General features: G+C 69.6%; 34 protein-coding genes. 12 read left to right on the forward strand and 22 right to left on the reverse strand.

The annotated features are described in order from the left end of the window. The first annotated feature begins 115 nt into the window (after nt 1-115). From ABD357_RS00115 to ABD357_RS00125, 3 genes are all read left to right on the forward strand, one after another. Nucleotides 116-829, forward strand: a complete 714-nt coding sequence (locus tag ABD357_RS00115; protein WP_344386575.1) for a hypothetical protein — start codon at nt 116-118, stop codon at nt 827-829. A 76-nt stretch (nt 830-905) separates the two neighbouring features. Beyond that, on the forward strand, nt 906-1511 hold the full coding sequence (locus ABD357_RS00120) for a sigma-70 family RNA polymerase sigma factor (RefSeq protein ID WP_344386577.1): 606 nt from the start codon (nt 906-908) through the stop codon (nt 1509-1511). 122 nt (nt 1512-1633) lie between these two features. Beyond that, nucleotides 1634-2395 carry a DUF1775 domain-containing protein gene (locus tag ABD357_RS00125; protein WP_344386579.1) on the forward strand — a complete coding sequence of 254 codons (762 nt, stop codon included), beginning with the start codon at nt 1634-1636 and terminating at the stop codon, nt 2393-2395. 146 nt (nt 2396-2541) lie between these two features. Here the strand turns inward: ABD357_RS00125 and ABD357_RS00130 are convergent, their stop codons facing one another. From ABD357_RS00130 to ABD357_RS00140, 3 genes are all read right to left on the reverse strand, one after another. Next, the gene (locus ABD357_RS00130) at nt 2542-3135 is read right to left on the reverse strand and encodes a carbonic anhydrase (RefSeq protein ID WP_344386581.1); all 594 of its coding nucleotides are present in this window, start codon (nt 3133-3135) and stop codon (nt 2542-2544) included. A 15-nt stretch (nt 3136-3150) separates the two neighbouring features. Next, nucleotides 3151-3333, reverse strand: a complete 183-nt coding sequence (locus tag ABD357_RS00135; RefSeq protein ID WP_344386582.1) for a hypothetical protein — start codon at nt 3331-3333, stop codon at nt 3151-3153. Nucleotides 3334-3550: 217 nt separating this feature from the next. Beyond that, nucleotides 3551-4234, reverse strand: a complete 684-nt coding sequence (locus tag ABD357_RS00140; RefSeq protein WP_344386583.1) for an RsiG family protein — start codon at nt 4232-4234, stop codon at nt 3551-3553. Between the two features lie 178 nt (nt 4235-4412). Between ABD357_RS00140 and dtd the strand changes: the two genes are divergently transcribed. After that, the gene (dtd, locus tag ABD357_RS00145) at nt 4413-4838 is read left to right on the forward strand and encodes a D-aminoacyl-tRNA deacylase (protein ID WP_344386584.1); all 426 of its coding nucleotides are present in this window, start codon (nt 4413-4415) and stop codon (nt 4836-4838) included. Between the two features lie 20 nt (nt 4839-4858). Here dtd and ygfZ read toward each other — a convergent pair whose 3' ends face one another. The 7 genes from ygfZ to ABD357_RS00180 form a co-directional block, all read right to left on the reverse strand. Then, nucleotides 4859-5833 (reverse strand): CAF17-like 4Fe-4S cluster assembly/insertion protein YgfZ, encoded by a 975-nt coding sequence (ygfZ, locus tag ABD357_RS00150; RefSeq protein ID WP_344386586.1) that lies wholly within the window; start codon nt 5831-5833, stop codon nt 4859-4861. 34 nt (nt 5834-5867) lie between these two features. Continuing rightward, entirely contained in the window at nt 5868-6323 is a 456-nt protein-coding gene (locus ABD357_RS00155; protein WP_344386587.1) for a Fur family transcriptional regulator, read from the reverse strand. A gap of 28 nt (nt 6324-6351) precedes the next feature. Next, entirely contained in the window at nt 6352-6738 is a 387-nt protein-coding gene (locus tag ABD357_RS00160; RefSeq protein WP_344386588.1) for a restriction endonuclease subunit S, read from the reverse strand. A 169-nt stretch (nt 6739-6907) separates the two neighbouring features. Then, nucleotides 6908-7483 carry a heme-binding beta-barrel domain-containing protein gene (locus ABD357_RS00165; RefSeq protein WP_344386589.1) on the reverse strand — a complete coding sequence of 192 codons (576 nt, stop codon included), beginning with the start codon at nt 7481-7483 and terminating at the stop codon, nt 6908-6910. Nucleotides 7484-7751: 268 nt separating this feature from the next. Further along, the gene (locus ABD357_RS00170; protein WP_344386591.1) at nt 7752-8576 is read right to left on the reverse strand and encodes a hypothetical protein; all 825 of its coding nucleotides are present in this window, start codon (nt 8574-8576) and stop codon (nt 7752-7754) included. A gap of 125 nt (nt 8577-8701) precedes the next feature. Next, nucleotides 8702-9538: a hypothetical protein gene (locus tag ABD357_RS00175; protein ID WP_344386592.1), complete on the reverse strand. Its 837-nt coding sequence runs from the start codon at nt 9536-9538 to the stop codon at nt 8702-8704. Then, on the reverse strand, nt 9535-10341 hold the full coding sequence (locus ABD357_RS00180; protein ID WP_344386593.1) for a hypothetical protein: 807 nt from the start codon (nt 10339-10341) through the stop codon (nt 9535-9537). The genes ABD357_RS00175 and ABD357_RS00180 overlap by 4 nt, the downstream gene beginning before the upstream one ends. A gap of 122 nt (nt 10342-10463) precedes the next feature. Between ABD357_RS00180 and ABD357_RS00185 the strand changes: the two genes are divergently transcribed. Continuing rightward, nucleotides 10464-10826: a DsrE family protein gene (locus ABD357_RS00185; protein ID WP_344386594.1), complete on the forward strand. Its 363-nt coding sequence runs from the start codon at nt 10464-10466 to the stop codon at nt 10824-10826. Here ABD357_RS00185 and ABD357_RS00190 read toward each other — a convergent pair. The 9 genes from ABD357_RS00190 to ABD357_RS00225 form a co-directional block, all read right to left on the reverse strand. Next, nucleotides 10820-11203, reverse strand: a complete 384-nt coding sequence (locus tag ABD357_RS00190) for a VOC family protein (RefSeq protein WP_344386595.1) — start codon at nt 11201-11203, stop codon at nt 10820-10822. The two genes, ABD357_RS00185 and ABD357_RS00190, sit on opposite strands and share 7 nt — an antisense overlap. 9 nt (nt 11204-11212) lie before the next feature. Further along, entirely contained in the window at nt 11213-11473 is a 261-nt protein-coding gene (locus ABD357_RS00195; RefSeq protein ID WP_344386596.1) for a DUF3099 domain-containing protein, read from the reverse strand. Nucleotides 11474-11608: 135 nt separating this feature from the next. Continuing rightward, a complete protein-coding gene (locus tag ABD357_RS00200; protein WP_033324392.1) occupies nt 11609-11896 on the reverse strand; it encodes a DUF1416 domain-containing protein in 288 nt (95 codons plus the stop codon). A 44-nt stretch (nt 11897-11940) separates the two neighbouring features. Then, nucleotides 11941-12786: a sulfurtransferase gene (locus ABD357_RS00205; RefSeq protein WP_328770672.1), complete on the reverse strand. Its 846-nt coding sequence runs from the start codon at nt 12784-12786 to the stop codon at nt 11941-11943. 154 nt (nt 12787-12940) lie between these two features. Next, on the reverse strand, nt 12941-13024 hold the full coding sequence (locus ABD357_RS44465) for a putative leader peptide (RefSeq protein ID WP_352376456.1): 84 nt from the start codon (nt 13022-13024) through the stop codon (nt 12941-12943). 233 nt (nt 13025-13257) lie between these two features. Next, the gene (locus ABD357_RS00210) at nt 13258-14007 is read right to left on the reverse strand and encodes an LmeA family phospholipid-binding protein (protein ID WP_344386600.1); all 750 of its coding nucleotides are present in this window, start codon (nt 14005-14007) and stop codon (nt 13258-13260) included. A 589-nt stretch (nt 14008-14596) separates the two neighbouring features. After that, nucleotides 14597-16027 carry a hypothetical protein gene (locus ABD357_RS00215; RefSeq protein ID WP_344386601.1) on the reverse strand — a complete coding sequence of 477 codons (1431 nt, stop codon included), beginning with the start codon at nt 16025-16027 and terminating at the stop codon, nt 14597-14599. Between the two features lie 8 nt (nt 16028-16035). Beyond that, nucleotides 16036-16290: a MoaD/ThiS family protein gene (locus tag ABD357_RS00220; RefSeq protein WP_033324387.1), complete on the reverse strand. Its 255-nt coding sequence runs from the start codon at nt 16288-16290 to the stop codon at nt 16036-16038. Between the two features lie 86 nt (nt 16291-16376). After that, nucleotides 16377-17264 carry an alpha/beta hydrolase family protein gene (locus ABD357_RS00225; protein WP_344386603.1) on the reverse strand — a complete coding sequence of 296 codons (888 nt, stop codon included), beginning with the start codon at nt 17262-17264 and terminating at the stop codon, nt 16377-16379. Between the two features lie 247 nt (nt 17265-17511). On the opposite strand from ABD357_RS00225, the gene ABD357_RS00230 reads away from it, so the two are divergent. From ABD357_RS00230 to ABD357_RS00255, 6 genes are all read left to right on the forward strand, one after another. Continuing rightward, the gene (locus tag ABD357_RS00230) at nt 17512-18330 is read left to right on the forward strand and encodes a winged helix-turn-helix transcriptional regulator (protein WP_344386605.1); all 819 of its coding nucleotides are present in this window, start codon (nt 17512-17514) and stop codon (nt 18328-18330) included. A 23-nt stretch (nt 18331-18353) separates the two neighbouring features. Continuing rightward, nucleotides 18354-19373 carry a LacI family DNA-binding transcriptional regulator gene (locus tag ABD357_RS00235; protein ID WP_344386610.1) on the forward strand — a complete coding sequence of 340 codons (1020 nt, stop codon included), beginning with the start codon at nt 18354-18356 and terminating at the stop codon, nt 19371-19373. Nucleotides 19374-19512: 139 nt separating this feature from the next. Continuing rightward, nucleotides 19513-20778, forward strand: coding sequence for a S1C family serine protease (locus ABD357_RS00240; RefSeq protein WP_344386612.1), 1266 nt, complete (start codon nt 19513-19515; stop codon nt 20776-20778). 64 nt (nt 20779-20842) lie between these two features. Beyond that, entirely contained in the window at nt 20843-21061 is a 219-nt protein-coding gene (locus ABD357_RS00245; protein WP_344386613.1) for a hypothetical protein, read from the forward strand. Between the two features lie 113 nt (nt 21062-21174). Further along, nucleotides 21175-21909 (forward strand): response regulator transcription factor, encoded by a 735-nt coding sequence (locus ABD357_RS00250; RefSeq protein WP_344386615.1) that lies wholly within the window; start codon nt 21175-21177, stop codon nt 21907-21909. Beyond that, entirely contained in the window at nt 21906-23372 is a 1467-nt protein-coding gene (locus ABD357_RS00255; protein WP_344386618.1) for a sensor histidine kinase, read from the forward strand. The genes ABD357_RS00250 and ABD357_RS00255 overlap by 4 nt, the downstream gene beginning before the upstream one ends. Nucleotides 23373-23411: 39 nt before the next feature. Here ABD357_RS00255 and ABD357_RS00260 read toward each other — a convergent pair whose 3' ends face one another. Beyond that, nucleotides 23412-23972 carry a TetR/AcrR family transcriptional regulator gene (locus ABD357_RS00260; protein WP_344386620.1) on the reverse strand — a complete coding sequence of 187 codons (561 nt, stop codon included), beginning with the start codon at nt 23970-23972 and terminating at the stop codon, nt 23412-23414. A gap of 95 nt (nt 23973-24067) precedes the next feature. On the opposite strand from ABD357_RS00260, the gene ABD357_RS00265 reads away from it, so the two are divergent. Beyond that, nucleotides 24068-24811: an SDR family oxidoreductase gene (locus tag ABD357_RS00265; RefSeq protein WP_344386622.1), complete on the forward strand. Its 744-nt coding sequence runs from the start codon at nt 24068-24070 to the stop codon at nt 24809-24811. Between the two features lie 229 nt (nt 24812-25040). Here the strand turns inward: ABD357_RS00265 and ABD357_RS00270 are convergent, their stop codons facing one another. Both ABD357_RS00270 and ABD357_RS00275 read right to left on the reverse strand, forming a co-directional pair. After that, entirely contained in the window at nt 25041-25439 is a 399-nt protein-coding gene (locus ABD357_RS00270) for a PIN domain-containing protein (RefSeq protein ID WP_344386623.1), read from the reverse strand. Then, nucleotides 25436-25723 (reverse strand): hypothetical protein, encoded by a 288-nt coding sequence (locus ABD357_RS00275; RefSeq protein ID WP_165343068.1) that lies wholly within the window; start codon nt 25721-25723, stop codon nt 25436-25438. Before ABD357_RS00275 ends, ABD357_RS00270 begins: the two co-directional genes overlap by 4 nt. Between the last annotated feature and the right edge of the window lie 45 nt (nt 25724-25768).

A 25768-nucleotide genomic window follows, 5' to 3' on the forward strand; every position in this document is an offset into this window, starting at 1 on the left:
CCGGCAGTGGCGCTGCCCGTGGCCTGGATCACATCCGCCGGATTGAGTGGCGCACCCGGTGGTTGTCCGTATTGGGCTGTGACGGCCCAACAGCCGGTGCAAGGATGAAGCCGCCATGAGTGCTGGACGAAGTGTTCGTACGCTGAGGGCCGCGATGTTCGCGGTCGTCTGCGTGCTGTTCGCTGTCCAGGGACACGTGATGACGTCCGGTGTCGCGGTGCCCGGTTGGGCACTGGCCGCCGGAGCCGTGGCCGCGGGAGGCATGGCGTGGGGTCTGGCCGGCCGGGAGCGTGGACTCTTAGTGGTCGGTTCCCTCGCGGTCGCCACCCAGGTGGCCCTCCACGCGGTGTTCTCGCTCGCGCAGGCGGTCGTACGACCGGAACCGGCGTCGCTCGCGCAGCGGTGGGTGCGCTCTCTGCTGTGCACGCCGCCGGGAAGCGGTACACACCCCGACGGCGCGGCGACGACCGCGCACTCCATGAGCCACGGGATGGCAGGCATGTCCTCGATGGACGCCTCGGCCTCCACGGCCCACGCGGGGCATCTCATATACGGCATGTCTCCCACCGGCATGCTCGCCGCCCACCTGGCCGCCACCCTGCTGTGCGGCCTGTGGCTCGCCCACGGTGAGCGCGCCGCCTTCCGTATCCTGCGGGTCCTCGCCGGGTGGCTCGTCGCTCCCCTGCGGCTGCCGCTCCGGCTGCCCACGCCGCCGTACCGCCCGCGCGTCCGCGCCCCGAGGGGCCGTACGGTTCACGCGCTGCGGCAACTCCTCCTCGTATACGCCATCACTTCTCGTGGCCCGCCCGCCGGGCCCGCTGTCCTCTGACGACAGCCGGAGTCAACAGTCACCGGAACCGCCGAGCTCTGCTCCGGCTGGTTCCCGGACCCCGAGAAGGACACAGGTGTTCACTCCTGCCCTGCACAGCTCGCCCTGCCCGCACGACGAGTCGATAACGTCCTGGGCGCTCGCCGCCCGTGGCGGTGACCTGGACGCCGTCGAGAAGTTCGTCCGCGCTCTCCACCGGGACGTCAGCCGCTACGTGACGTACCTGGGCGCCGACCCGCAAGCGGCCGACGACCTGACCCAGGACACGTTCCTGCGGGCCCTCGGCAGCCTGCACCGTTTCGAAGGCCGTTCCTCGGCGCGGAGTTGGCTGCTGGCCATCGCGCGCCGCGCGGTCGTCGACAACATCCGTTACGCCTCCGCCCGGCCCCGCCTGTCGGACCGGGACAACTGGCAGTCGGCGGCCGAACGCGCCCAGCCGCGCGGCCTGCCCGGCTTCGACGACGGCATCGCCCTCGCGGAACTGCTGGCCGCACTGCCCTACGACCGCCGCGAGGCCTTCGTACTGACCCAGATGCTGGGCCTGTCATACGAGGAGGCGGCGCGGTTCAGCGGCTGCCCGGTCGGCACGGTGCGCTCACGCGTGGCACGCGCCCGCAGCTCACTGATCGACTCACTGGACGAGGCCGAAGGCCACGGGCCGCCGGCCGCGGCGGCTGCCTGATATCCCGTACGGCCCTGTACGAGGCGTACGTCGCCGCCGCCCGGCTCATGGGCCGGGCGGCGGCACTCCGGAAAACCCCAACTCAGCCCCCTGAACATCGACCATCGGTACGAGGAGTCCCAGTGCATCACCCGACCCTTGCCCCAGCCCGCGGCCTGCGCCGTGCCGGCGCCCTCGGCGGCCTCACGGCAGCCGCGTTCGCGGTCGCCGTCGCCACCGCGGGACCGGCCGCCGCCCATGCGGACGTCGAGGCGGAGGGCGCCCGGGCCCTCGACCAGAACGTCACGCTGACCTTCCACGCGGAGTCCGAGTCCGGCTCGGCCGGCATCAGCAAGCTGGAGGTGATCCTGCCGAAGGGCATCGCGCCCGGCGACATCACCTACAAGGAAGGCCCGGACGGCTGGAAGCTCACCCCCACCGACCGGGGTTACACCGTCTCCGGACCGAAGCTCGCCGTCGGGGAGGACGCCGAATACGTCGTCACCGTACGGCAGTTGCCCGACGCCAAGTCGCTGGTCTTCAAGACCGTGCAGAGCTACAGCGACGGCAAGGTGGACCGCTGGATCGAACTGGACGACGCCAGCGGCTCGGACGGCCACGGCCACGGCAACCCCGCCCCCCGCCTGGACCTGAAGCCCGCCGCCCCCGGCGCCAAGCCCGTGAGCCCGAGCCCGACGGAGGAGCCCACGACGGCGGCACCTTCGTCCGGCACGGCAGCGGGCGAGCCGAAGACGGGCACGTCGACACCGGCGGCGGAGCCCGCGTCGAACAACGCGGACGGTGAGGGCGACGACGGCATGCCCATCGGCGTACCGGTCGGCATCGCCGCGTCCGTCCTGGTACTCGGTGGCGGGGCATGGTGGCTCCACAGCCGCCGCGCTTAGATCCACTTGCCGCCCGCTTCCCGCGTAGTCCGCGTACGCGGACTACGCGGGAAGCGCTCCGGCCCGACCACATGACGCGCGCGGTCAGGCCCGGCATACCCGCGCAGGTATGCCGGGCCTGCCTGTTGTGTGCCTGTCGCGCTGCGTCAGGCGGTGGGCGCGCCGGTGAGGACTTCCACTCGGCCGGTGTCGAGCGAGTAGTACGCGCTGACGACGGCGAGGTCGCCCTTCTTCACCAGCGGGCCGAGATCCTTGTTGGACGGCAGATCGGCGGAGGTCTGCTTGATGTGCACGCGGGTCATGGCGTCGACCGGATCCGCGTGCTTCTCCTTGGCGATCACCTCGTACGCCGGGCGCAGCGCCTCGGCGATCGACTGCAGGTTGCCCGGCAGCGGCTTGTCGTCCTTCAGCGCCTTGTGCGCCGCCTTGACCGCGCCGCAGCGCTGGTGCCCGAGGACGACGATCAGCGGAGTGCCCGAGGTCATCGGCCCGTACTCGACGGAACCGGTGACCACGTCGCCGACCACCTGCCCGCCTGTACGCATCACGAACAGGTCCCCGAGCCCGGTGTCGAACAGCAACTCCGGCGGCACCCTGGAGTCGATGCAGGAGAGGATCACGCCGAACGGGTCCTGCTCCTCGGCGACGAACTGACGCCGGCGCGGGTCCCGGTCCGGATGCCGAAGGTCCCCGTCGACCAGCGCTTGTTGCCGTCCATCAGCCTCGCGAACGCCGCCCACGGCGAGTCCGTCCGCTCACCGCCCGCGGCCGGTGGCGGTGACGAGGGGGCCTTCTGCGCAGCCCCCGCGGCCGAAGGCCGTCTCCGCCGTCGCGCCGCCGTCCGTCTTCGACGAACAGCCGGTGAGGAAGGCCGCGGTGGCCGCCGCCAGTCCTCCGGTGAGAACGGCCCTGCGCTGTGGTCGCACAGCACTGCCCATGTGTCTTTCCCCTTCCAGTGTGGTTCGGGTACGCCACTCTGGCGGGCCGTCGGTCAGCGCCCGTACAGCCCTGATGAAGGGCGAAGGAAGCGCTCACCCAATTCACCCGGCGTCGCACGAGGTGACGCCGGGTGACCCGTGCCGAGCACGGTCGAGCCAAGCCGATAATCCTCACTCGTTCGCACGGCGCGGCTCAGGAGGGTCAGAAAACCCACCCTCAGATCAGCAGGTCGTCCACGTGTGCCTCGCCCTCGCGGTACCGGCGCGCGATCTCCGCGCTGCAGTCGTCGGCCGTCCGCTGGAGCTGCCGGCGCCGGCGCGAGACCTGCTGCTCGTACCGTACGAGGCGCCCCATCGCGGTGTTCAGCTCCAGATCCGTACGGGCCTCGAGGTCGGACAGCTCCACCTCCGCGAGCATGTCCGCGGCCAGCCGCCGGTACTCATCGCTCTGCGGCGTGCCGAGCGTGACGTGCCGGGCCGACGAGCGCTGCCGTGCGGGCGCGTCCGTCAGGATCTCCGACAGCCGCTCCACGACGGACGAGGTGGACGAGGCCTCCTCCGCAACCGGTGCCGCGGCGGACGACCGGGCCCGGGCGGGTTCGGCCCGTCGCCCGAGTTCCGCCCGCAGGATGTCGATCCGCCCCTGGACCAGCCGGCGTACATAGCTGAGGTCCGCCTCGTCCCGCTGGGCGCCGCGCCGCATCGTCCGCAGCTCGGGCAGCCCCAGCCCCGACAGATCGCGCTCGACCGGCGGGCTGTCCGTCCGCTGCGCGGGCGGACGCACCCCCACCGGAGGCGCCGTAATCGAATGGCCCGTACCCGAATGTGCTGCTGCTCCCCCGGCCCCCGCGATGCCCCCCGCAACCGCAGGTGGCGACTGCCCGATCCCCGATGTGCTCATGGTGCTCATTTGCCTCAACCGTCCCCTCGACCGGCGTGTGGATGCATCGTGCCACCCCCGCTGGCTGCTATGAGCCGGAGTGGATCCGATACGCCCCAGATGGAGGCTTAAGGAGTGATAAGAAGACCTAAGAAGACCCCCTACGGAGGTCAAGCCGACGCACGGCATGATGGTCCGTATGCGTGCAGTGGTACAGAGGGTTGACGGCGCGAGTGTGGTCGTCGACGGCGAGACGGTCGGTGAGATCGACGGCGAAGGGCTGTGCGTCCTGGTGGGCGTCACCCACGAGGACACCAAGGAGAAGGCGGCCCAACTGGCCCGCAAACTCTGGTCGATCCGGATGCTCGACGATGAGAAGTCCTGCAGCGACATCGCCGCGCCGCTGCTCGTCATCAGCCAGTTCACTCTCTACGGCGACGCCCGCAAGGGCCGCCGCCCCACCTGGAACGCCGCCGCCCCCGGCGACGTCGCAGAACCCCTCGTGGACGAGGTCGTCGCCCAGCTCCGTTCCCTGGGCGCGACGGTGGCGACGGGCCGTTTCGGCGCCAAGATGCGCGTATCGCTGACGAACGACGGCCCGTTCACGGTCCTGCTCGAGATGTAGCCCCCGCGACAGACTGCGCCCTACATCTCGACCACGGCCTCCTGCGAGGCGGCCGTCGCGTCGGCCATCAGCGGTGCGTCGAGCGGCACGTTCCGCTTCACCAGAGCCAGAGCGATCGGGCCGAGCTCGTGATGGCGTACGGATGTCGTGATGAAACCGATCTTGCGCCCGTCCGGGCCCTCCTCCGCGAGCTGGATCTCCGTACCGTGCGGCGGCAGGTGCACCTCACTGCCGTCCAGGTGGAGGAAGACCAGCCGCCGCGGCGGCTTGCCCAGGTTCTGCACGCGGGCGACGGTCTCCTGACCCCGGTAGCAGCCCTTCTGCAGATGTACCGCCGAGCCGATCCAGCCCAGCTCGTGCGGAATCGTCCGGTGGTCGGTCTCGAAACCGAGCCGCGGCCGGTGCTGCTCGACGCGCAGCGCCTCGTACGCCAGGATCCCGGCGACCGGGCCGTGCTTCTCGCCGTCCGCCGCGTACGACTCCAGGTCGCCGCGAGGCAGGAACAGATCACGCCCGTACGACATCTCGCGTACGACGACGCCTTCCGGCACCTCGGCGATGGAACCGGCCGGCAGATGCACGACCGCGAACTCGCTCGTCCGGTCCGCGACTTCGACGCGGTAGAAGAACTTCATCGACTCCAGGTACGCGATCAGCGCGTCCTGGGTGCCGGGCTCCACGTGCGCCCAGGTGGTCGTCCCGTCGTCGACGAGATACAGCGCATGCTCGACATGGCCGTGCGCGGAGAGGACCAGCGCCTCGGTGGCGTGGCCGGGCGGGAGATCGGAGACGTGCTGGGTGAGCAGCAGGTGCAGCCAGCTGAGCCGGTCCTCTCCGGAAACGGTGACGACGCCGCGGTGCGAGAGATCGACGAAACCCGTGCCGTCGGCGAGGGCACGCTGTTCGCGGAACAGGTCGCCGTAGTGCGCGGCGACGCCTTCGTCCACACCCTCGGCGGGCACGGCACCGGGCAGGGACAGCAGAGGACTCTTCATGGGCATACAGCCTACGACCGAGTAGTTACCTGTTTTATTTCCTGCTCGCGCTCTTGCCCGCGCAGTCCTTGCACCGGCCGAAGATCGCGAAGTGCTTCATATCGGTGTCGAACCCGAAGCTCTCCCGCAGCTTCGCCGTGAACTCGGCGGCAACCGACACATCCGCCTCGATGACGTTCCGGCAGTCCCGGCACACCAGGTGAAGATGGTGATGACGGTCCGCGAGATGGTACGTGGGCGCCCCGTGCCCGAGGTGGGCGTGCGACACCAGCCCGAGCTCCTCCAGAAGCTCCAGCGTCCGGTACACGGTGGAGATGTTGACCCCCGACGCCGTCTTCCGCACTTCCACGAGGATGTCGTCGGGCGTCGCATGCTCCAACGCGTCCACAGCCTCGAGCACAAGCTGCCGCTGCGGCGTCAGCCGATACCCGCGCTGCCGCAGATCACTCTTCCAGTCAGTGCCTTCGGCACTGCTTCCGGTGCTCACCACAGGCCCAGTGTAGAAGTGTCAACGCTGATCACGGACGGGCTTGCAGCCGACCCGACATCAGGAGATCCGAGAGGGTGTCGCGCAGGGCGCTGGTCGTCCGGACGATTTCCTCATGAGCCCTGATCTTCTCGTCCACCGCGGCCAGGGCGGCTCCGATTTCCCGTTGCTTGTCCAGCGGTGGAAGCATGACCGGCAGATCCGACAGGGTTCGTACGGTGATCGACCGCATGCCGGTGGTTCCGACGGCCCGGCGCTCCAGCCAGTCGGCCGTTGCCCGGCGGGCGAGGTAGGCGACGAGGTACGGCGTTTGTGTCAGATCGTGCGGTCGCACGCGCAGCAAATGGGAGTTGTAGAGCCACTGGTGCTCGTGCTCCGTGACAAGTGCCGCCCGTCCCATGGTTCCGGTGCGTGTCACGAGGATGTCGCCGACAGCGATCCGGTGCCTGAGCAGCCCGCGCGCTTTCTCAACCGCGCAACTGCAGTGGACTGCTGAACAAATCTGTTAACCCCGAGCCGGCACCGAAACATGCAGTGACCCCAGCACACGAGGGTGGGGGCCACTGTGAAGCCGAGGGGCAGGCTGCCTACTTGAAGAAGGCGATCCCGTCGTCCGGCATGTCGTCCGGGAGGACCTTGGCCCAGCGTTCGACGTCCTCGGGGGTGACGACCTTCTTGAGCTGGGCGGACATGTAAGGACGGAGCGGGACCTCGGGGGTCTGCTTCTCGCCGACCCACATGAGGTCACTCTTGACGTAGCCGTACAGGCGCTTGCCGCCGCTGTACGGGCCCGAGGCCGCCGTGCACGCGACCGCGTCCGTCGCCAGGTCGATCTGGGGCTTCTTGTCGGCCAGCTCGCCGTACCAGACCTCGACGACGCCGTCGTCGCGGACCATCACGACCTCGACCTTGCGGTCGGAGTCGATACGCCAGTAACCGGTCTCGGTCTCCAGCGGCTTCACCTTGTTGCCCTCGGAGTCGAGGACCCAGGTGCGCGAGTGGTACTCGAGGAAGTCCCGCCCGTCGTGGCTGAAGCTGACTTCCTGGCCGAAGTTGCACTTCTCGGCACCGGGGAAGTCGTGCACGCCCGCGCCGGTCCAGTTGCCGAGCAGGAAGGCGAGGGGGACCAGGTCCTTGTGGAGGTCGGACGGGATCTCGATCATGAGCAGCTTTTCGTCGGGGACGTCAGAAGGTCAATCGGGGTCAGCGCTGGCCCTGGTACAGCTTCTTCACGGCCAGTCCGGTGAAGGCGAGGACGCCCACAGCGACCAGGACCAGCAGGATTTCGAAGAAGATCTCCACGGGGTTGCTCCTCGGATGAGCGGGTCGGGCAGTACACAAGGCCGGGCCCCAGCTTACGCGGAGGGGGCCCGGCACCTGTGGCGAGGTGTGCCTTGGCGGGGCCTGGCGGGGGTGGTGGGGCTGTGGGGCTCAGCCGAGGAGCTGAGCCTGGAGCACCACCGTCTGCTGGAAGGGGACGGCCTTCGCGGTGCCCTTCCTGGACTGGATGACCAGCGCGATGGTGTCAGCGGCGCCGAGGTACGCATGGCGGATCTGCTCGGCGCCGTACGGCTCGGACTCGACGTACGCGGAGCGATCGACGTCGTCGACCTGGGAGGCGGCCCGGAACCCGGCGTCGAGTACGGACCCCTCGGCGCCGCGCACCGCGAACGGCGGCCTGTTGTGGTAGCCGAACCCGCGGAAGCGCAGCTTCTCGGCGACGGCCGCGGTATCGAACTGCAGCAGGTAGATCCGCGTATGCGTGCCGTCCGGCACGGTCCAGCCCCGGGCGGCGATGTGCCGCAGGCCGTTGTCGGTGAGCAGCTGCCGGAGCTCCTTGCTGTCCTCCTCCGACGGGAACTCCGTGAGGAAGTCCTCCGTCGCCAGCCAGCCGTCCTCGCCGCGCAGCGCCTTGTCGGCCTTCGCGCCCTTGGGGGCGGGCAGCACGAGTTCGCGCAGGTCAGCGTGGTGTGCGCCTGCCGTGTTCTCGTCGGCGAAGGGGGCCGGGCTGCCCGACGGCAGCGGCGGCCTGGTGAGCACCGGGTACTCCCAGCGGCCGTCCGACTCGGTCGCGAGGCCGGGTACGTCCGTCCGCTTCATCTCCGTGATGCCGTACGTGGCCGACGTACCGACCGCCGCGAACACCACGGTGGCGGCAGTCCACCGGAGCACGGCGCGCAGGACTCGGCGATCCTTACGCGCCTTCTCGGGCGCCGGGGGGTCGGCGAACGCGAACGCGGGTGGGGCTACGGGCATGGGGGGTACGGAGGTAGTGGGTATCCCGGGTGGCGCAGATGTCGCGGGTGCCGCCGGTGCCGCTTCCTGGGTCACCGTCGGCTGCCCCGCCTGCCCTGCCTGCCCTGTCTGTTCCGGCTGCTCGGTCATACCGCCTCCCCCGGCTCGGAGATCCGGTCGAGCTGCGCGCGGAGGAGCTTCGCGACCCCCTCGGTGTCCAGTGGCTCGACGCCGTACGCGGTGGCGTTGATCAGTACGTCTCCCTCGTACGCGGAACAGAACATCGTGTCGAGCTTCCCCCTGCCGTCCCTGGGCGGCAGGAAGCACTCGGCGTCCTTGTGGCCCTCGATCTTCGGCCCCTTGCGGAAGACGTCCAGGATGTCGAGGAAGTCCCGCTGGAAGGCGGCAATGTTCTTGACTGCGCCCTTGTCCATCTGGATCAGCTCGATGCTCGCGGTGTAGCCCGCGTGATCGTCCACGGAGTGGTTGAGGCTCTCCGCGTTGAGGTAGCTGCGCATCGCGATGCCCTTGATGTGCTGCTTGTCGACCTGCCGCTCCAGTTGCCGCCGCTGGGAGCGGGGCAGGTCGCGCAGCGTCTTCTTGCGCAGGGCAGTGGCTTCCTCGCCGCTGAGCAGGGCGTCGGAGCCGTACTCGCCGAGGTCCGGACCCCGGGTCCACACCTCGGTGTCGTACGGCACGAGCATGCCGACGAGCCCGGACGCGGCAGCCGTCTTCCCGGCGTCCGCCTTGGCCTTCGGGAACTTCCAGACGGGAGCGCCCGCGTCCCGGTCGGCGTCCTTCACGGTCACGACGGTGTAGCCGGTCCCGGCAACGACCGCGGCGGCCACCAGGACGGAACCGGCGATGGCGGCGACACGGCCACGTCGCACGGGCTTCTTCGTGGGCGCGGCTGTCGCGGAGTCCTCGGGAGCCGCGGGACTCTCCTCCGGCTGCCCGTCTCCGCTCGTGGGAATCTCGGTCACAGCCGCTCCATCTGCCGCTTGGCCAGGTCCATGATCTTCGACTTGGGGACCGGCTTGGCGGCGACCATCCAGATCTCCATCTCGATGTCGCCGCGCCAGGCGTGCGCCTCGGCCGTGTAGTACGGCAGGTAGCCCGGATCCGACTCCGGTTGCGTGTACACGTACGCCGCGCCGTCGCCGGTGCCGGGGATGGGCCAGGACTTGACGTTCTTCTCGGTCCCCGCCCAGTAGCGGTCGTCATCGGTGCTCTCGCGGGCACCGAGGGTCTCCTCCTGGTGGAACTGTGTCAGGCGGATCTCGACGGCGTAGTCGTCGCCCTCGTCCCAGCCCGTGACGGCCACGCGGCGGAACTCCTTACTCAGGAAGTCACTGAAGGCGTACTCCGGCTTCTCGAAGTTGCCCGCGTACGTGGCGAGGTCCATCCAGCCGTCGTCGTCCCCGAGGTAGTCGGCGTCCTTCGCCCCGCTGGGCTTCTTCAGCAACAGCTCGCGCAGGTCACCGTTGACCTTCACCTTCCGGTCCTGCTTGGCGGAGAGCGGCTCGGGCCCCTTGCCCGTGGCCTGCGCGAGCGTGGGCTGCGAGAGCGGGGGCAGCTTCGTGGGATCGCGCTCCGCCTGTACGAGATATCCGACGCACGTGCCGGCGACGAGCCCGAGCGCGGCGGCACCGGCGACGAGCAGAGCCGTACGGCCGCGCCGGCGCGCTCGCGGCGCGGCTTCGGACGCCGCGGCCTCCGGTGAGACCTCCGAGTTCTCCGGGTTCCTCTGGCCCTTCGGCACGTCGGGTACTTCCGAGACTTCCAAGGCGCGCCTCCACAGAAGGTGAAGTGGGGATTCCGTATCCGCGCACAGGAGACCGCCGGCCGACGCATGGGGTTGCACCGTGGTTGATCACGGTTCGGACTACATCGGACTACCATTCGACCATGGCGAAGAAGCTCGTGATCAAGGTGACGGCCGGGGCGGATGCTCCCGAGCGATGCTCGCAGGCGTTCACGGTGGCTGCGGTCGCCGTGGCCAGCGGGGTGGACGTCTCGCTGTGGCTGACCGGCGAGTCGGCGTGGTTCGCGCTGCCGGGCCGCGCCGCCGAGTTCGAGCTGCCGCACGCGGCTCCGCTCCCCGACCTGCTCGAATCGGTGCTGGCCGGAGGCCGGCTCACGCTGTGCACGCAGTGCGCGGCACGGCGGGACATCACGGAGAAGGACGTGATCGAGGGCGTACGGATCGCGGGGGCGCAGGTCTTCGTGCAGGAGGCGCTGGCCGACGACACCCAGGCGCTCGTCTACTGACCTGTCTGTGTCCACAGGCAGAAGGGGTGCCCGGAGGGGTCCAGCAGCACCCGTACGTCGTCCTGCGGCTGGTAGTCGGCGAGCGTGGCGCCCGCGGCGACGGCCCGCGCGGTCTCGCGCTCCAGGTCGTCGACTTCGATGTCGAGGTGCAGCATCATCTGCTGGTCGCCGGGCCTCCTGGTCGGCCAGACGGGCGGGACGTACTCGGGCTCGGTCTCAAAGGCGAGCGAGACGCCATCCCCGTCCGTGGGCCCGACGAGTACCCAGTGAGGCTCGTCCGCGCGTACCTCGTACCCGAGCAACCGCACGTAGAAATCGGCCAGTTGATGCGCATCGTGCGCATCGAGCACCACAGTGGACACCTTCGTACGAGTCATGAGCCCGTTCTAACGGCGCCGTTTCTTGCCGTCCAGTTCGTCCCACCATTCGTCGGACTTCGGGTCTCCGGACGGGTCGTCCCACCAGCGGTCCTCCGGTCCGCGCCGGTTGGCCACCATGGCTGCGAGCGGCGGAATCACCATCGCCACGACGCACATCCCGATGGCCACGGGCATGGACCACAGCCGCACGACTCCCCAGGCCAGGACGAAGAGGCCGATGCACGTGCCCATCATGGCGAAGTAGGCGTGACGCCGTCGTGCGTACATATCTCCAGCGTAGGCCCGGAGTTCCGGGCAAGCTGAAGGGCCGCACCCCGATCACAAGTGGTGGCGTCCAACCCCCTGGGGTGCGGCCCTTCAGCCGTTCATACGGTGCGTGCCGTCAGACCGTTCAAACGGCGATCAGACGGCGATCGCGACCTCGGCCAGCCCGCCCGTCTGGGCGACGACCGTGCGGTCCGCCGTGCCGCCCGGGACCAGGGCGCGTACGGTCCACGTGCCCTCGGCCGCGTAGAAGCGGAACTGTCCGGTCGCAGAGGTCGGGACCTCGGCGGTGAACTCGCCGGTCGAGTCAAGGAGGCGGACGTAGCCGACCACGGGCTCGCCGTCCTTGGTCACCTGGCCCTGGATGGTGGTCTCACCGGGCTTGATCGTCGAGGCGTCGGGGCCGCCGGCCTTCGCTCCACACATGTGCTGCTCCTGAGAGGTCTGAGAGGTAGTTGAAGGGTCGGGGCTTACTTGTTGGCGCCGAGCTCGATCGGCACGCCGACGAGGGAGCCGTACTCGGTCCAGGAACCGTCGTAGTTCTTGACGTTCTCGACGCCGAGCAGCTCGTGCAGGACGAACCAGGTCAGGGCCGAGCGCTCACCGATGCGGCAGTACGCGATGGTGTCCTTGGCGAGGTCGACCTGCTCCTCGGCGTAGAGCTCCTTGAGCTCGTCGTCCGACTTGAAGGTGCCGTCGTCGTTGGCGTTCTTGGACCACGGGATGTTGCGGGCGCTCGGCACGTGGCCGGGGCGCTGCGACTGCTCCTGCGGCAGGTGGGCCGGGGCGAGCAGCTTGCCGCTGAACTCGTCGGGCGAGCGGACGTCGACCAGGTTCTGGGCGCCGATCGCGGCGACGACGTCGTCACGGAACGCGCGGATCGAGGTGTCCTGCGGCTTGGCCTTGTACTCGGTCTTCGGGCGGTTCGGCACCTGGGCGCCGTCGACGAGGTCGCGGGAGTCCAGCTCCCACTTCTTGCGGCCGCCGTCGAGGAGCTTGACGTTCTCGTGGCCGTAGAGCTTGAAGTACCAGTAGGCGTACGAGGCGAACCAGTTGTTGTTGCCGCCGTAGAGAACGACCGTGGTGTCGTTGGCGATGCCCTTCTCCGACAGGAGCTTCTCGAAGCCCTCCTGGTCGATGAAGTCACGGCGGACCGGGTCCTGGAGGTCCTTGGTCCAGTCGATGCGGATCGCGTTCTTGATGTGGTTCTTGTCGTACGCGGACGTGTCCTCGTCCACCTCGACGACGGCCACACTCGGGTCGTCCAGGTGCTCCTGGACCCAGTCCGCGTCAACCAGGACGTCGCTGCGGCTCATTCTGTTTCTCCTCCGGGGCAGTTGCGGCGGGGCGGTGCGTCGATGAGTGGGTGCGGTACGCGCATGACAGCGGGGCGTACGTGGCGCACAGGGGTGGCCCTGACCTGGTGAGCGCGTCAAGGGGCCCGGGGATCGCGGAAGCCGACGCTTCCGCTCAGAAGGTGCGACAGAGCATGGCGGCGACACGGCACAGGTCTACTGCCCGCCGCTTCGTCAGATCCGCCTGCTGTCGCTTCATGAGGTCGATCGTAGGGAGGGTGGGGCTGGCATGTCACCGGCGTGTCGGATGGTGAGACGTGATTGTCCGCGATGCGGAACGAGGAGCTGTGGAAATCCCGTCCAGTCGAGCCCATACGGGCCATTGCGGACCCGTCTCCTTCCTCACATCTGCTTCGCGGACGGGGACGTCTCGCCTTTCGGACAACGGCGCATCCGTCGTCAGCCCATCGGTCGTCGTACCCGCCTGCCGTCCTACCCGACGAGCGTGACGTCCGAACCCTTCACCGTGATGTCGACGCCGTTCGGTGCCGCCTCGACCTTGTCGAGCTTGATGCCGCCGGGGAGGCCGTCGATGCGCTGCTGGAAGTCGGTGACCGTGCGGGCCTTGTCCTCGGCGAGCTGGACGCCGAGGTTGGGGAGCGCGTCGGCGCGTGCCGTGACGGTGTCGCCCTCGACGCTGACCGTGCTCAGTACGGAGACGGGCTGGGGGAGCTTGGCGCCGAGCACGGTGGCCTCGACCTCGACCTTGATCTTTCCGTTGCCGCCGTCGGAGAGGCCGACGACCTCGGCGGTGACTCCGCTCGCGAGCTGTACGGGTTCGGACTTGGCGGCCTTGAGGAGTTCGTCGTACGAGATCGTGGCGGTGCCGGTGGCCGAGGCGGCGGTGGCGGAGCTGTAGTTGCCGGAGAAGGCGACGCCGCGCATCTGGGCGGTGAGGTCGTCGATACGGATCTTGTCGGGGCCGGTGTTCTGTGCGGTGCCACCGGTGTCCGCCTCGTAGTTCTGGATGCCGACCTCGATCTCGTCGAGTTCGCCGCCGACGATCTGGGTGAGGAAGGGGAAGCCCTTGATCGACACGTCGGGGGTGCTGGCCAGGCCCTCGCTGGTCTTCAGCTTGTCCGCGGCCTCGTCCTCGGCGAAGCCGACGGCTACGCGGTCGGCGACGACGAAGAGCCCGCCCAGGATGACGGCGACGATCAGAAGTATCCGCAGTGCGCGCATGTCTTGGTGTTCCCCCACCTCGGCATCGACGGCCTCTGGTGGCCGTCGAGCGAGGGTAACTCGGGTGGGAGGTTGGTCGCCCCCCGGCCCTTACCCGTCCCATACCAAGGGGCTCCGCCCCTGGACCCCGCTGAGGGCTGCGCCCCCAGACCCCCATCGGCCTCAACGGCCTCGTCCTCAAACTCCCCCAGCTACCGCTGGGAGGTGCCCCCAGACGGGCTGGTTGATGCGGGCCTGCGCTGACAAAGTTTGCGCTGACAAAGTTCGGCCACACAAAATCAGCCCCTCCGGCGCTTGAGGAGCGGGGGTCCGGAGGCTGGCCCCCGAAACGGGGTCCGGGGCGCAGCCCCGAGCGGGCCCAGGGGCGCAGCCCCCAAGCGGGTCCAGGGCGAAGCCCCTGATGAGGTCCGGAGGCGCAGCCCCGAGCGGGCCCAGGGGCGCAGCCCCCAAGCGGGTCCAGGGCGAAGCCCCTGATGAGGTCCGGAGGCGCAGCCCCGAAGGGGTCTGGGGGCGCAGCCCCCAGCGGGGCTCCGGGGCCTGGCCCCGGGATGGGACGGGTAGGGGCGGCGGGGGCGAGACAACCCGGCCCTCAGCCCAGCGCCCTGCCCAGCAAATAGACCGCCGGAGCCGCCGCCGCCAGCGGCAGGGCCACCCCCGCCGTGAAGTGGACGAAGCGGGACGGGTAGTCGTAGCTGGCGACCCGGTGGCCGATGAGGGCGCAGGCTCCGGCCCCGGCGCCGAGGAGGGCACCGCCCGCGCCCAGGTCTGTCAGAACGCCGGCCGCGAGACCCGCACCTCCTGCCGCCAGCAGGGCGACGAGCAGCGACGCCGGCGTCGGGAGGGGAAGCGCGCGGGCCAGGACCGCCGCCGCTACCGCCGCCCCGCCCACCGTCACCGCGTCCGAGGCCGCCGCGAGGTGGCCCGTCGCGAGGATGGCCAGCGCCGCCGAGGCGACCGTGGCCATCAGGCCGTACATGCGCTCGTCGGGTTCGGCGTGGCTGCGGAGCTGGAGGACCAGAGTGAGCAGGACCCAGACGCCGAGGGTGCCGAGGATGGCGGCGGGAGCGTTCTCGCGCCCGGCCGCCAGCAGCACGGCGTCCGCCGTGAGCGCGCCCGCGAAGGCCAGCGCGATGCCCTGCCGGGCGGGCCACATGCCGTTCAGCCGGAACCAGCCCGCCGCGGTCACCGCCTGCAGGATCACCAGCGGGACGACGAGTGCGTACTCGCCGATCGCCGCCGTTCCCGCGAGCAGCAACCCGAGCACCGCCGTCAGCACGGCCGGCTGCCCGCCCGGTTCGATGATCGGCGAACGCCCCTCGGCACGGGCCCGCTGGGCGTCGGTGACCCGGGGGTTTCCGGTGAGCGTGGGCGGCCCGTACGCGGGGGTGGGGCCGGAGGCAGCGGCAGCCTGATCGTCAACTGCCGCCGAAGCGGGCGCAGTTGCCGCCATGGGCGAAGGTCCGGATGCAGCTGCAGCAGCGGACGCGGACGCCGGCGCGAAGTCCCCGTACGCGGGCCCCTGCACGTGCCCACGCCCGTACCCCTGGCTCTGGCCTTGGTTGGCGTGATCCCAAGCCGGAGCCGGAGCCTGAGCCTGAGCCCCGTACCCCTGAGACTGCTGGTCAGACGCCTGAGCCGGCGCCCCATACCCCGTCGAATACCCCGACGCCTGGGCCTGAGCCCCGTACCCCTCAGCCCCGTGGCCCCATCCCGAAGCCTGAACCCCGTACCCCTGCCCCGTCCCATACACCGGCTCTGCCGGAGCCTGAGCCGGCGTCGCATTCGGAGCCGCAGCCGGAGGCACAACCCCCGCAGGACGCGCATGCGTCTGCGTCTCCCACGTCTGCCCCTCCCACTGCTGGGTCTGCTGCTGCGCGTCCTCGTCGGACGGCTGCTGCCCGGGCCAGCGGGGCTGCTGCTGATGGGAGTCGTGCCCCTCATGGGGGTCGTGGCCCTCGTGGGACCCTCCCCCACCGTCGGCGTCGCTCGAGCGGGGGGACCCCCACTGCTGGTTGCTCATGATGCCCGTCACCCTCCTGCGAACGGCGGGAGCACCTCGACCGTGCCGCCCTCGGCCAGCCGTACCGTCTCATGTCCGCGGGTGCCCACGGGGTCACCGTCGATGAGGAACGAGCATCGCCGCAGGACGCGGACCAGTTCGCCGGGGTGTCGTTCGCGCGCCGCGTCGAGCGCCTCGGCGAGGGTCTCCGCCTCGTACGGCTCCTCGGCCACGCCGGCGGCGGCCTTGGCGGCGGCCCAGTAACGCACCGTGCCCTGTGCCATCAGGTTCCTCGATCAGTGAGTCAGTCAGTAGTTCAGTAGTCAGTAAGTGAGTCAGCGTGTCATCGGTGACGGTCGACACGGCCAGGCTAGCCGGACGCCGAAGCCGCCCACGCACCGATCCGCCCCAGCAGCGCATCGTCCGCCGCGTGCTCCGCGTGCCCCATGCCCGCCTCCAGCCACATCTCGGCGTGGCCCTCGCCCGCGGCGGCCAGCATCCGGGGGTGGTCCAGCGGGAAGTAGCCGTCCAGCTCGCCGTGGACGATCAGCAGGGGGGTGGGGGCGATCAGCGGGACCGACTCGACCGGGGAGAGGGGGACCGGGTCCCAGTCACGGTGGTGGATCCGGGTGCGCAGGCCGTAGCGGCTGATCGTGCGGCCCAGCGGGCGGGTCACCACCCAGTGGAGTCGGCGCATGGGCTTCGTACCGCGGTAGTACCAGCGGGCGGGGGCGCTCACCGACACCACCGCGTCTGTATACGCTCCCGTGCGCCCCACCTGTTCCTGGGCGGGCCCCCGGCGGTGCATCGCCGCATGCCGCAGGACCACGGATCCGCCCATCGAGAAGCCGACCGTGGCGACGCGGGTGTGGCCGAGCTCTCGTGCCCAGGCGACCGCCGCCGCCAGGTCGAGCACCTCCCGGTCGCCCACCGTGGAAAGCCCGCCGGACGCCCCGTGGCCCCGGAAGGAGAACGTGACGACGGCCGCGTGCTCCGCGAGGATGCCTGCCACCCGGCGTACGTGTGGCCGGTCGAGATCCCCGGTGAAACCGTGTGCGATGACGATCGCGAGCTCGCCGGAAGGGCCGGAAGAAAGACCGGTAGAGGGCGCGGACGTGCCCTTTTCCGGCTCGTACATGGCGTCGATCGTCACCCCGTCGACCGTGCGCAGAAATCTCCGCCGCTCGGCTCGCCGGGCTGTCTCAGGTAGTGGACGATTGAAAGATCGCGTCACACGACCTGCCGGACCTTGGTTCATGTGGGCTATTCTGCTGGGCATGAGGACTCGGGCAGCGTAGCCCCCGGGTCCTTTTGTGCTTTCTGGAGCTATGTATACGAACGCTGTATACGACGCGAAAGCGCGAACCGCGGCACCCGGGGGCGCGGGAGCCGCAAAGAGTTCGAAGCAGTGCCGTAAACGTCCTCGCAGGGACCGAGGAGGAACCAGACGTTATGGGCGAGCGAACCATGCACGACCGTAGGACGACCCGGGTAGGTGGGACACGATGAGTTCTCTGCTGCTCCTGACCAATGCCCTTCAGCCGTCGACGGAGGTGCTTCCCGCCCTCGGCCTGCTTCTGCACAACGTGCGGGTGGCTCCGGCGGAGGGCCCCGCTCTTGTCGACACCCCTGGTGCCGACGTCATCCTCATCGACGGCCGCCGTGATCTGCCGCAGGTGCGCAGCCTGTGCCAGTTGCTGCGGTCGACCGGTCCCGGCTGTCCGTTGATCCTCGTCGTGACGGAGGGCGGCCTCGCCGCCGTCACCGCCGACTGGGGCATCGACGACGTGCTGCTCGACACCGCCGGTCCGGCGGAGGTCGAGGCGCGGCTGCGGCTGGCCATGGGCCGCCAGCAGATCGTCAACGACGACTCCCCCATGGAGATTCGCAATGGCGACCTGTCCGTCGACGAGGCGACCTACAGCGCCAAGCTGAAGGGCCGGGTCCTGGACCTGACCTTCAAGGAGTTCGAGCTCCTGAAGTACCTCGCGCAGCACCCCGGTCGCGTCTTCACACGCGCCCAGCTCCTGCAGGAGGTCTGGGGTTACGACTACTTCGGCGGCACTCGAACGGTCGACGTGCACGTCCGGCGGCTGCGCGCGAAGCTCGGTCCGGAGCACGAGTCGCTGATCGGAACCGTCCGGAACGTCGGTTATCGATTCGTTACGCCGGAGAAGCTGGACCGCACCGTGACCGAGGCGAAGGCCCCGGCAGACCGGCCAAAGCCGGACGATGTGGACGAGACGGCACACCTGGACGCCACCTCGGACGCCGGGCTCACGGCGGAGGACGAGGAAGCCGCCGTACGCCCTGCCCAGAGGTAGGTCCATCCGCGTAGACTCCGCGCGTGGCAAAGGTGACTCGGGATGATGTGGCGCGACTGGCGGGTACTTCCACCGCCGTCGTCAGCTATGTCATCAACAACGGACCCCGGCCGGTCGCCCCGGCCACGCGCGAGCGCGTTCTCGCCGCGATCAAGGAGCTGGGGTACCGGCCCGACCGGGTCGCCCAGGCCATGGCCTCGCGGCGGACCGACCTCATAGGCCTGATCGTGCCGGACGCGCGCCAGCCGTTCTTCGGCGAGATGGCGCACGCGGTCGAACAGGCCGCTTCCGAGCGCGGAAAAATGGTGCTCGTCGGCAATTCGGACTACGTCGGCGAGCGCGAGGTCCACTATCTGCGGGCCTTCCTCGGGATGCGGGTCTCCGGGCTGATTCTCGTCAGCCACGCGCTGAACGATCTGGCCGCCGCCGAGATCGAGGCGTGGGACGCCCGGGTGGTGCTGCTGCACGAGCGGCCCGAGGCGATCGACGACGTCGCTGTCGTGACGGACGACATAGGCGGCGCCGAGCTCGCCACCCGCCATCTCCTGGAACACGGTTATGAGTACGTCGCCTGTCTGGGCGGCGTCGCGGAGACCCCCACGGTCGGTGACCCCGTCTCCGACCACGTCGAGGGGTGGCGGCGAGCGATGCACGAGGCCGGGAAGTCCACGGAGGGTCGGCTCTTCGAGGCGCTCTACAACCGTTACGACGCCTACCAGGTCGGCCTGAAGCTGCTCGCCGGGCCGCAGCGGCCGCCCGCGATCTTCTGCTCGACGGACGACCAGGCGGTCGGTGTGATGCGGGCGGCGCGTGAGCTGCGTATCGATGTACCGGGCGAGCTGGCGGTCGCCGGCTTCGACGACATCAAGGAAGCCGCGCTCACTGATCCGCCGATGACGACAGTCGCCTCGGACCGCTCGGCTATGGCGCGCGCGGCGGTCGACCTGGTCCTCGACGACGGGGTGCGGGTCGGCTCTCGCCGGGAGCGGTTGAAGCTCTTCCCCTCACGGCTGGTGGTACGGCGGTCCTGCGGCTGCAACTGAGGCCGCCGGGTCCGGCGTACGACGTCTGTCGGGACCCCTTTCACAGGCCGGGCGGCTTTATATCGGGCAAACGCGGTTCTGGCGGGCTTCTCAGGGAGCACTCAGGGAGCTCTCATGCTTACGCGCCAAGATCTGAGTCATGACCGAGAGCTTCCGCCGCAACGGCGAGTACCCCCAGGGCGAACAGCAGCAGCAGTCCGCGTACTCCCAGCAGGAGCACGCCACTTCACAGCAGGAACCCTCCGCTTTCGCGGGAGCCTCCGCGGGCTCCCCCGTAAATCCGGAGTGGCCGCCTCCGCCGGCGTACGAGCCGCCGGCGCACAACCTGGCGCAGTCGCACGAGCCGGCGCACAACCCGGCGCAGTCGCACGAGCCGACGCATAACGCGGCCTCGGCACACGACCCGATGCGCAACTCGGCCTCGGCACACGAGCCGACGTACAACGCCGCGGTGTCGCACGACCCCTCGCAACCGGCCGCCGCCCCCACCGCTCTGCTCGCCGAGCCGGTCTCCGCCGGCGCCTCCCGCCGCAGGCGTGCCCGGGGTCCGCTGGCGCTGCTGGCCGCCGTGGCGATAGCCGCCGCGGCCGTGGGCGGTGGCACCGCGTACGCCTTCCAGGAGCTGAGCGGCGGCAACGACGTCGCCACGACCAGCACCACCACGAGCGTTGTGCCCACCAGCCAGAAGGGCACCGTCGCCGGGGTCGCCCAGGCGGTCAGCCCGAGCATCGTCGAGATCAGCGCGACCTCCGCGGTGGGCGAGTCCACCGGGTCCGGCGTGATCATCACCAGTGACGGCGAGATCATCACCAACAACCACGTCGTCTCCGGCGCCGACTCGATCAAGGTGAGGACGAGCGACGGCAAGTCGTACTCCGCGGAGGTCGTCGGCACCGACAGCAAGAAGGACCTCGCGCTGATCAAGCTGAAGGACGCCTCCGGGATGAAGGCCGCGACGCTCGGCAACTCCGACGGCGTCAAGGTGGGCGACGAGGTCGTGGCGATCGGCTCCCCAGAGGGCCTCACCGGCACCGTCACCAGCGGTATCGTCTCCGCGCTCGACCGCGACGTCACCGTCTCCACGGACGAGGACCAGGGGCAGGGCCAGGGCGGCGGCAACGGCCAGTGGCCGTTCGGCTTCGGCGGCCAGGAGTTCAACGGTGACACCGGTTCGTCGACGACGACGTACAAGGCGCTCCAGACGGACGCCTCCCTCAACCCCGGCAACTCCGGCGGCGCGCTGATCGACATGAACGGCAACATCATCGGCATCAACTCCGCGATGTACTCGCCGGCTTCGGCCACCTCGGCGAGCGCGGGCAGCGCCGGCCTCGGCTTCGCCATCCCGATCAACACCGTCAAGTCCGACCTCGACACGCTGCGCGCCGGCGGCTCGGACAACTGAGAAGCCACGGCTCAGCCCCGACCGAGCCGCCACTCAGCAGCTCCGGACGACCTTGGAGGTCGCCATGACCAGGAACGTATCGATCAAGCAGGTGTCGCACGGCGCGGCAGGCGAGGCTGTCCTGCCCGCCCACACCGACCCCGCCGCCTTCGCCCTCGCCCTCGAGGTGGCCCGCGCCCTGCACCCGCCGCTTGCGCGAGCGCCCGAGGTGGTCCCGGCGCCCGCCACCGCCGCCCGGCCCGCGCGCAGGGCGTCGGCCCGCCGCCGTACCGTACGGAGTTGAGCCGGTTTACGAGCTTGATCCGTACGACGCCGCAAACGTTCCCGGAAACATGCGACGCTGAAGGCGGCTCGAACCGGCCCCCACCACCTATCCCACCCGAGGAACGAACTCCGATGAGCTCCGCCGAAGGCGACCGTGACATCCAGCGCATCCTGATCGTCGACGACGAGCCCGCGGTGCGTGAAGCACTCCAGCGCAGCCTCGCCTTCGAGGGATACGACACCGAGGTTGCCGTCGACGGTGCGGACGCCCTGGAGAAGGCGACGGCGTACCAGCCCGACCTGGTCGTCCTCGACATCCAGATGCCCCGCATGGACGGACTGACCGCCGCCCGCCGGATGCGCGGCGCCGGCACCACCACGCCCATCCTCATGCTCACCGCCCGCGACACAGTCGGGGACCGCGTGACCGGGCTCGACGCCGGCGCCGACGACTACCTGGTCAAGCCCTTCGAACTCGACGAGCTCTTCGCCCGGATCCGCGCCCTGCTGCGCCGCAGCTCGTACGCGGCGTCCGTGGCGGGCGCCGCCCAGGACAACGAGGCCCTGACCTTCGCCGACCTCCGCATGGACCTCGCCACGCGCGAGGTCACGCGGGGCGGGCGGCAAGTGGAGCTCACGCGCACGGAGTTCACGCTGCTGGAGATGTTCATGGCGCACCCGCGCCAGGTCCTCACCCGCGAGCAGATCCTCAAGGCCGTCTGGGGCTTCGACTTCGAGCCGTCTTCCAACTCCCTTGATGTGTACGTCATGTACCTGCGCCGCAAGACCGAGGCGGGCGGCGAGCCGCGCCTCGTGCACACGGTGCGGGGTGTCGGGTATGTGTTGCGATCGGGCGGCGCGGAGTGAACGGAGTCACGAAGGTCGTACGGCGCGTCCGGTCGCTGCCCATACGCTCGCGCCTGGCGCTGCTGGTCGCGGCGGCGGTCGCGTTCGCGGTGGCGGCGGTGTCGGTGGCCTGCTGGTTCATTGTGCAAGGGAAGCTGTACGACGAGCTGAACGAGGATCTGACGGCGAAGTCGCGCAAGCCGCAGTCGATCACTCAGATCCAGACGCTCCTCAGCGCCTGCCCCGAGACACCGAGGGGCGTGGATGGCTTCCCGCACCGGAACGACTACTACTTCCAGCTGGTCAGGGCTGACGGCACCCCCTGCGTCTTCGACGACTCCGCGGGCACAGTGAAAGTCACCGACAGCGACATCGACGTGATCGAGAACGCCTCCTCCGACGACGCGCGATTCCGCAACGGCACCGACAGCGACGGCAATCCCGTACGCGTGCTGACCGTTCCCATCGGCGAGTTGAGCATCGGCAACCAGATTGTGGCCGAGGACACAGCCCTCCTCATCGCCTTCCCCCTCAACAGCACCGAGTCCACCCTCAACGAACTCGCCCTGCTCCTCCTCGCCGTCTCCGGCATCGGAGTGGTGGGCGCAGGAGTGGCCGGCCTCTGGGTCGCCCGCGCCGGCCTCCGCCCCGTAGACCAACTCACGGACGCGGTCGAGCACGTAGCCCGCACCGAAGACCTCACCATCCGCATCCCGGTGGAGGACGACAGCGAGGACGAGATCGCGCGCCTCTCGCGCTCGTTCAACTCGATGACGGCGTCGCTGGCTTCGTCCCGCGACCTGCAACAGCAGCTGATCGCGGACGCCGGCCACGAACTCCGTACGCCCCTGACCTCACTCCGCACGAACATCGAACTCCTCAGCCGCAGCGAGGAGACGGGCCGGGCGATCCCACCGGAGGACCGCAAGGCGCTCCTGTCCTCCGTGAAGGCCCAGATGAGCGAACTGGCGTCCCTGATCGGCGACTTGCAGGAACTGTCCCGCTCGGACTCGGGCCAGCAGGGCGACCGCGTCCAGATCCTGGACCTCCAGGAAACGGTGGAGTCGGCGCTCCGCCGCGCCCGCCTGCGCGGCCCGGAGCTGACGATCACGGCGGACCTCCAGCCCTGGTACGTACGCGCCGAACCGACCGCCCTGGAACGGGCCATCGTGAACGTCCTGGACAACGCGGTGAAGTTCAGCCCGGACGGCGCCACCATCGACGTGACCCTCAAGGCCGGCGAACTGACGGTCCGCGACCACGGCCCCGGCATCCCGACGGAAGAACTCCCCCACGTCTTCGACCGCTTCTGGCGCTCCCCGTCGGCCCGCGCCCTGCCCGGCTCGGGCCTGGGCCTGTCGATCGTGGCTCGTACGGTCCAACAGGCGGGCGGCGAGGTGGTGTTGACCCCTGCGGAGGGCGGCGGAACGGTGGCGACGATACGGCTGCCGGGGGCGCCTACGCCGCCGCCGGAGCTGCCGTGATCAACACCTGTTCAGAATGTCCTCGGTGGTCTGCTGCCCTCACCGGTCCGCGGCTTGTCGGCGAAGGCCGTCGAGGACGACGTTCATCAGAGGCCGTGCCGTTGATTCCCACTCATCCCGGTCCAGTCGGCCGAGGTAGGCGATGAGCAGGAGGACCCCGTGGGCGTCCACGTCCGCGCGGATGGAACCGGCCGCTTTCCCGGCGTCCAGCAGTTGACCGAGGGCGCCTTCGATGGGGTTCTGGCTGTGGGCGACCAGGTCCTGCCATGCCGCCGGTTCGAGCGCTGCCAGGACCCCGTACTTGATCTCGGCGTAGTCGATCACTCGGTCGAGCCAGTGACGCAGGGCTTCCACGGGCTCGTGTTCCGCCAGCAGAGCGGAGGCAGCGGTCACGAGTTCTTCGACGTCGCGCCGGTAGACCTCGGCGAGGAGCGCTTCGCGGTTGGGAAAGTTCCGGTAGAGCGTTCCCTGTCCTACGCCGGCGCGCTTGGCGATCTCGTTGAGGTGGACGTGGTGGGACTCGGCGAGGGCCGCGCGGGCGGCCTCCACGATGCGGGTCCGGTTCCGCACCGCGTCCGGACGGCGTGCCGGCGCACTCATAGGCCTCTCCTGATGTTCCGCCTCTGACAAGTGGACACGTGTCCGGTAGGGTGGGCCACGCACCGGACACGTGTCCATTTTACTTGGAGGCAGTAGTGCTCTCTCTTCACGGCAAGATCGTCGCGATCACCGGAGCGAGCGGCGGCATCGGTGAAGCCACGGCCCGTCTGCTCGCCCAGCGCGGCGCCGCGGTCGTCCTCGCAGCGCGCCGCAGCGAGCGCATCGACGCCATAGCGCAGGACATCCGTGAGGAAGGGGGCCGTGCCGCCACGTGCGTCGTCGACGTCACCCGGGCCGAGGACCTGCGGCGCCTGGTCTCCACCACCATCGACCAGTACGGCCGTATCGATGTACTGGTGAACAACGCCGGCATCGCCCCGATCAGCCCGCTGGCCGACCTCGACACCGAAAGCTGGTCGGCCATGATCGATGTCAACCTTCGCGGTATGCTCAACGGCGTCGCCGCCACGCTGCCCGTCTTCCGCGAGCAAGGGTCGGGCCACCTGGTCAGCATCGTCTCCGTGGCCGGCCTGAACGGCGCCTCCCCCTCGATGGCCGTCTACGCCGCGACCAAGAACGCAGTGCGCACCGTCCACGAGGGACTGCGCACGGAGTCCACCGACGGGGTGGTGCGCACGACAGCCATCTCGCCGGGATACATCCGCACCGATCTCGCCGACTCCATGGCAGACCCGCACATCCGCGAGCAGACGCGCAAGACCATGGACGCGATGGGCATCCCTCCGGCGGCGGTCGCCCGCGCGGTGGCCTTCGCCATCGAGCAGCCCGGCGACGTCGAGATCGGCGAGATCAACGTTCGCCCCACCGTTCAGGCGTGACGCTTGCTGTCAGGGTTTTCGGCACGGCCGGGTGGCCGATGCCGCAAAAGGACGCTGCCCGAACGGAACACGGCCACCGCCCCGGCTGTCAGCTCGAGGCGGCCCTTCTGTCGAAGTCGGGGAGGAGGCGGAGCGCGTCCTCGGCAATGACCCTGCGCAGCGCTGTCGGGGGCCGCTCGGGCATGGGAGGGACGACCGGTTGGGGTTCGTTCATGGTCCGGTGCAGAGGTCAGTAGAAGCCGAGCATGCCGGGGGAGTCGATGTCGACGGTGACTACGCCAGGGGGGTAGGTCTGATCCCGGTCCGTGAGCAGGATCGACATCCCTGTGAACTCGGGGCGCGGCAGGGCGCAGTACAGAGCGTGGCAGGTGTCCGCACCGCCGTAGCCGTCCCGGATCATGGTGCCGACGGTGACCGACGCGACCGTGTTCAGGTCATCGACGACCACCGAGGAGAACGCGAGCACCTTCCGCGCAACTCCTGCATCTTCCGACTCCGCCTGCATCAGGCAGAGGGCGGGAATGCGGAGGACGTCGCCCGGAGTGTGCGCCATGTTCCCGACGAGGAGGTTCAGGGTCTTGTGCCCGTCTGCGAGGGCACGGGTGGCACCGGTGTCCAGAATGATCACGCAGCAGCTCCACGCGCCATACGGACCTTCTCGGCAGCGATCTTGTAGATGTTGCCGAGTACGTCAGGCGCCTGGTCGAATTCCTCGTCGCTGATGTCAACGCCGATCACTTCGCGGACAACCTGCCGGTCAGCCGCCACGCGCTCTGCGATCTGCTCCGCCGTGGGCTGCTGCGAGGCCAACTCCTCGACGAGCTGCCCCAGGGTCATCCCCCGCTCCTTGGCGACCTGGGCGAGATGGTCGCGGGCCTGCCGGGACACCTGAATGGTCGTGTTCTCTGCCATGGTTCCACCATAACCACGCCACAGCCCGCGAGGACCTCAGTTTCC

Origin of the sequence: Streptomyces vastus, assembly GCF_039532825.1 — a bacterium.
GTDB lineage: Bacteria > Actinomycetota > Actinomycetes > Streptomycetales > Streptomycetaceae > Streptomyces > Streptomyces vastus.

Excerpts from the sequence above, each read along its gene's own strand:
- ABD357_RS00115 (WP_344386575.1), top strand. The coding sequence starts at position 116 with ATGAGTGCTGGACGAAGTGTTCGTACGCTGAGGGCCGCGATGTTCGCG.
- ABD357_RS00135 (WP_344386582.1), bottom strand. The coding sequence starts at position 3,333 with ATGGGCAGTGCTGTGCGACCACAGCGCAGGGCCGTTCTCACCGGAGGA.
- ABD357_RS00140 (WP_344386583.1), bottom strand. The coding sequence starts at position 4,234 with ATGAGCACATCGGGGATCGGGCAGTCGCCACCTGCGGTTGCGGGGGGC.
- dtd (WP_344386584.1), top strand. The coding sequence starts at position 4,413 with ATGCGTGCAGTGGTACAGAGGGTTGACGGCGCGAGTGTGGTCGTCGAC.
- ygfZ (WP_344386586.1), bottom strand. The coding sequence starts at position 5,833 with ATGAAGAGTCCTCTGCTGTCCCTGCCCGGTGCCGTGCCCGCCGAGGGT.
- ABD357_RS00165 (WP_344386589.1), bottom strand. The coding sequence starts at position 7,483 with ATGATCGAGATCCCGTCCGACCTCCACAAGGACCTGGTCCCCCTCGCC.
- ABD357_RS00170 (WP_344386591.1), bottom strand. The coding sequence starts at position 8,576 with ATGCCCGTAGCCCCACCCGCGTTCGCGTTCGCCGACCCCCCGGCGCCC.
- ABD357_RS00185 (WP_344386594.1), top strand. The coding sequence starts at position 10,464 with ATGGCGAAGAAGCTCGTGATCAAGGTGACGGCCGGGGCGGATGCTCCC.
- ABD357_RS00190 (WP_344386595.1), bottom strand. The coding sequence starts at position 11,203 with ATGACTCGTACGAAGGTGTCCACTGTGGTGCTCGATGCGCACGATGCG.
- ABD357_RS00195 (WP_344386596.1), bottom strand. The coding sequence starts at position 11,473 with ATGTACGCACGACGGCGTCACGCCTACTTCGCCATGATGGGCACGTGC.
- ABD357_RS00200 (WP_033324392.1), bottom strand. The coding sequence starts at position 11,896 with ATGTGTGGAGCGAAGGCCGGCGGCCCCGACGCCTCGACGATCAAGCCC.
- ABD357_RS00205 (WP_328770672.1), bottom strand. The coding sequence starts at position 12,786 with ATGAGCCGCAGCGACGTCCTGGTTGACGCGGACTGGGTCCAGGAGCAC.
- ABD357_RS44465 (WP_352376456.1), bottom strand. The coding sequence starts at position 13,024 with ATGAAGCGACAGCAGGCGGATCTGACGAAGCGGCGGGCAGTAGACCTG.
- ABD357_RS00210 (WP_344386600.1), bottom strand. The coding sequence starts at position 14,007 with ATGCGCGCACTGCGGATACTTCTGATCGTCGCCGTCATCCTGGGCGGG.
- ABD357_RS00215 (WP_344386601.1), bottom strand. The coding sequence starts at position 16,027 with ATGAGCAACCAGCAGTGGGGGTCCCCCCGCTCGAGCGACGCCGACGGT.
- ABD357_RS00220 (WP_033324387.1), bottom strand. The coding sequence starts at position 16,290 with ATGGCACAGGGCACGGTGCGTTACTGGGCCGCCGCCAAGGCCGCCGCC.
- ABD357_RS00225 (WP_344386603.1), bottom strand. The coding sequence starts at position 17,264 with ATGAACCAAGGTCCGGCAGGTCGTGTGACGCGATCTTTCAATCGTCCA.
- ABD357_RS00230 (WP_344386605.1), top strand. The coding sequence starts at position 17,512 with ATGAGTTCTCTGCTGCTCCTGACCAATGCCCTTCAGCCGTCGACGGAG.
- ABD357_RS00240 (WP_344386612.1), top strand. The coding sequence starts at position 19,513 with ATGACCGAGAGCTTCCGCCGCAACGGCGAGTACCCCCAGGGCGAACAG.
- ABD357_RS00245 (WP_344386613.1), top strand. The coding sequence starts at position 20,843 with ATGACCAGGAACGTATCGATCAAGCAGGTGTCGCACGGCGCGGCAGGC.
- ABD357_RS00250 (WP_344386615.1), top strand. The coding sequence starts at position 21,175 with ATGAGCTCCGCCGAAGGCGACCGTGACATCCAGCGCATCCTGATCGTC.
- ABD357_RS00260 (WP_344386620.1), bottom strand. The coding sequence starts at position 23,972 with ATGAGTGCGCCGGCACGCCGTCCGGACGCGGTGCGGAACCGGACCCGC.
- ABD357_RS00275 (WP_165343068.1), bottom strand. The coding sequence starts at position 25,723 with ATGGCAGAGAACACGACCATTCAGGTGTCCCGGCAGGCCCGCGACCAT.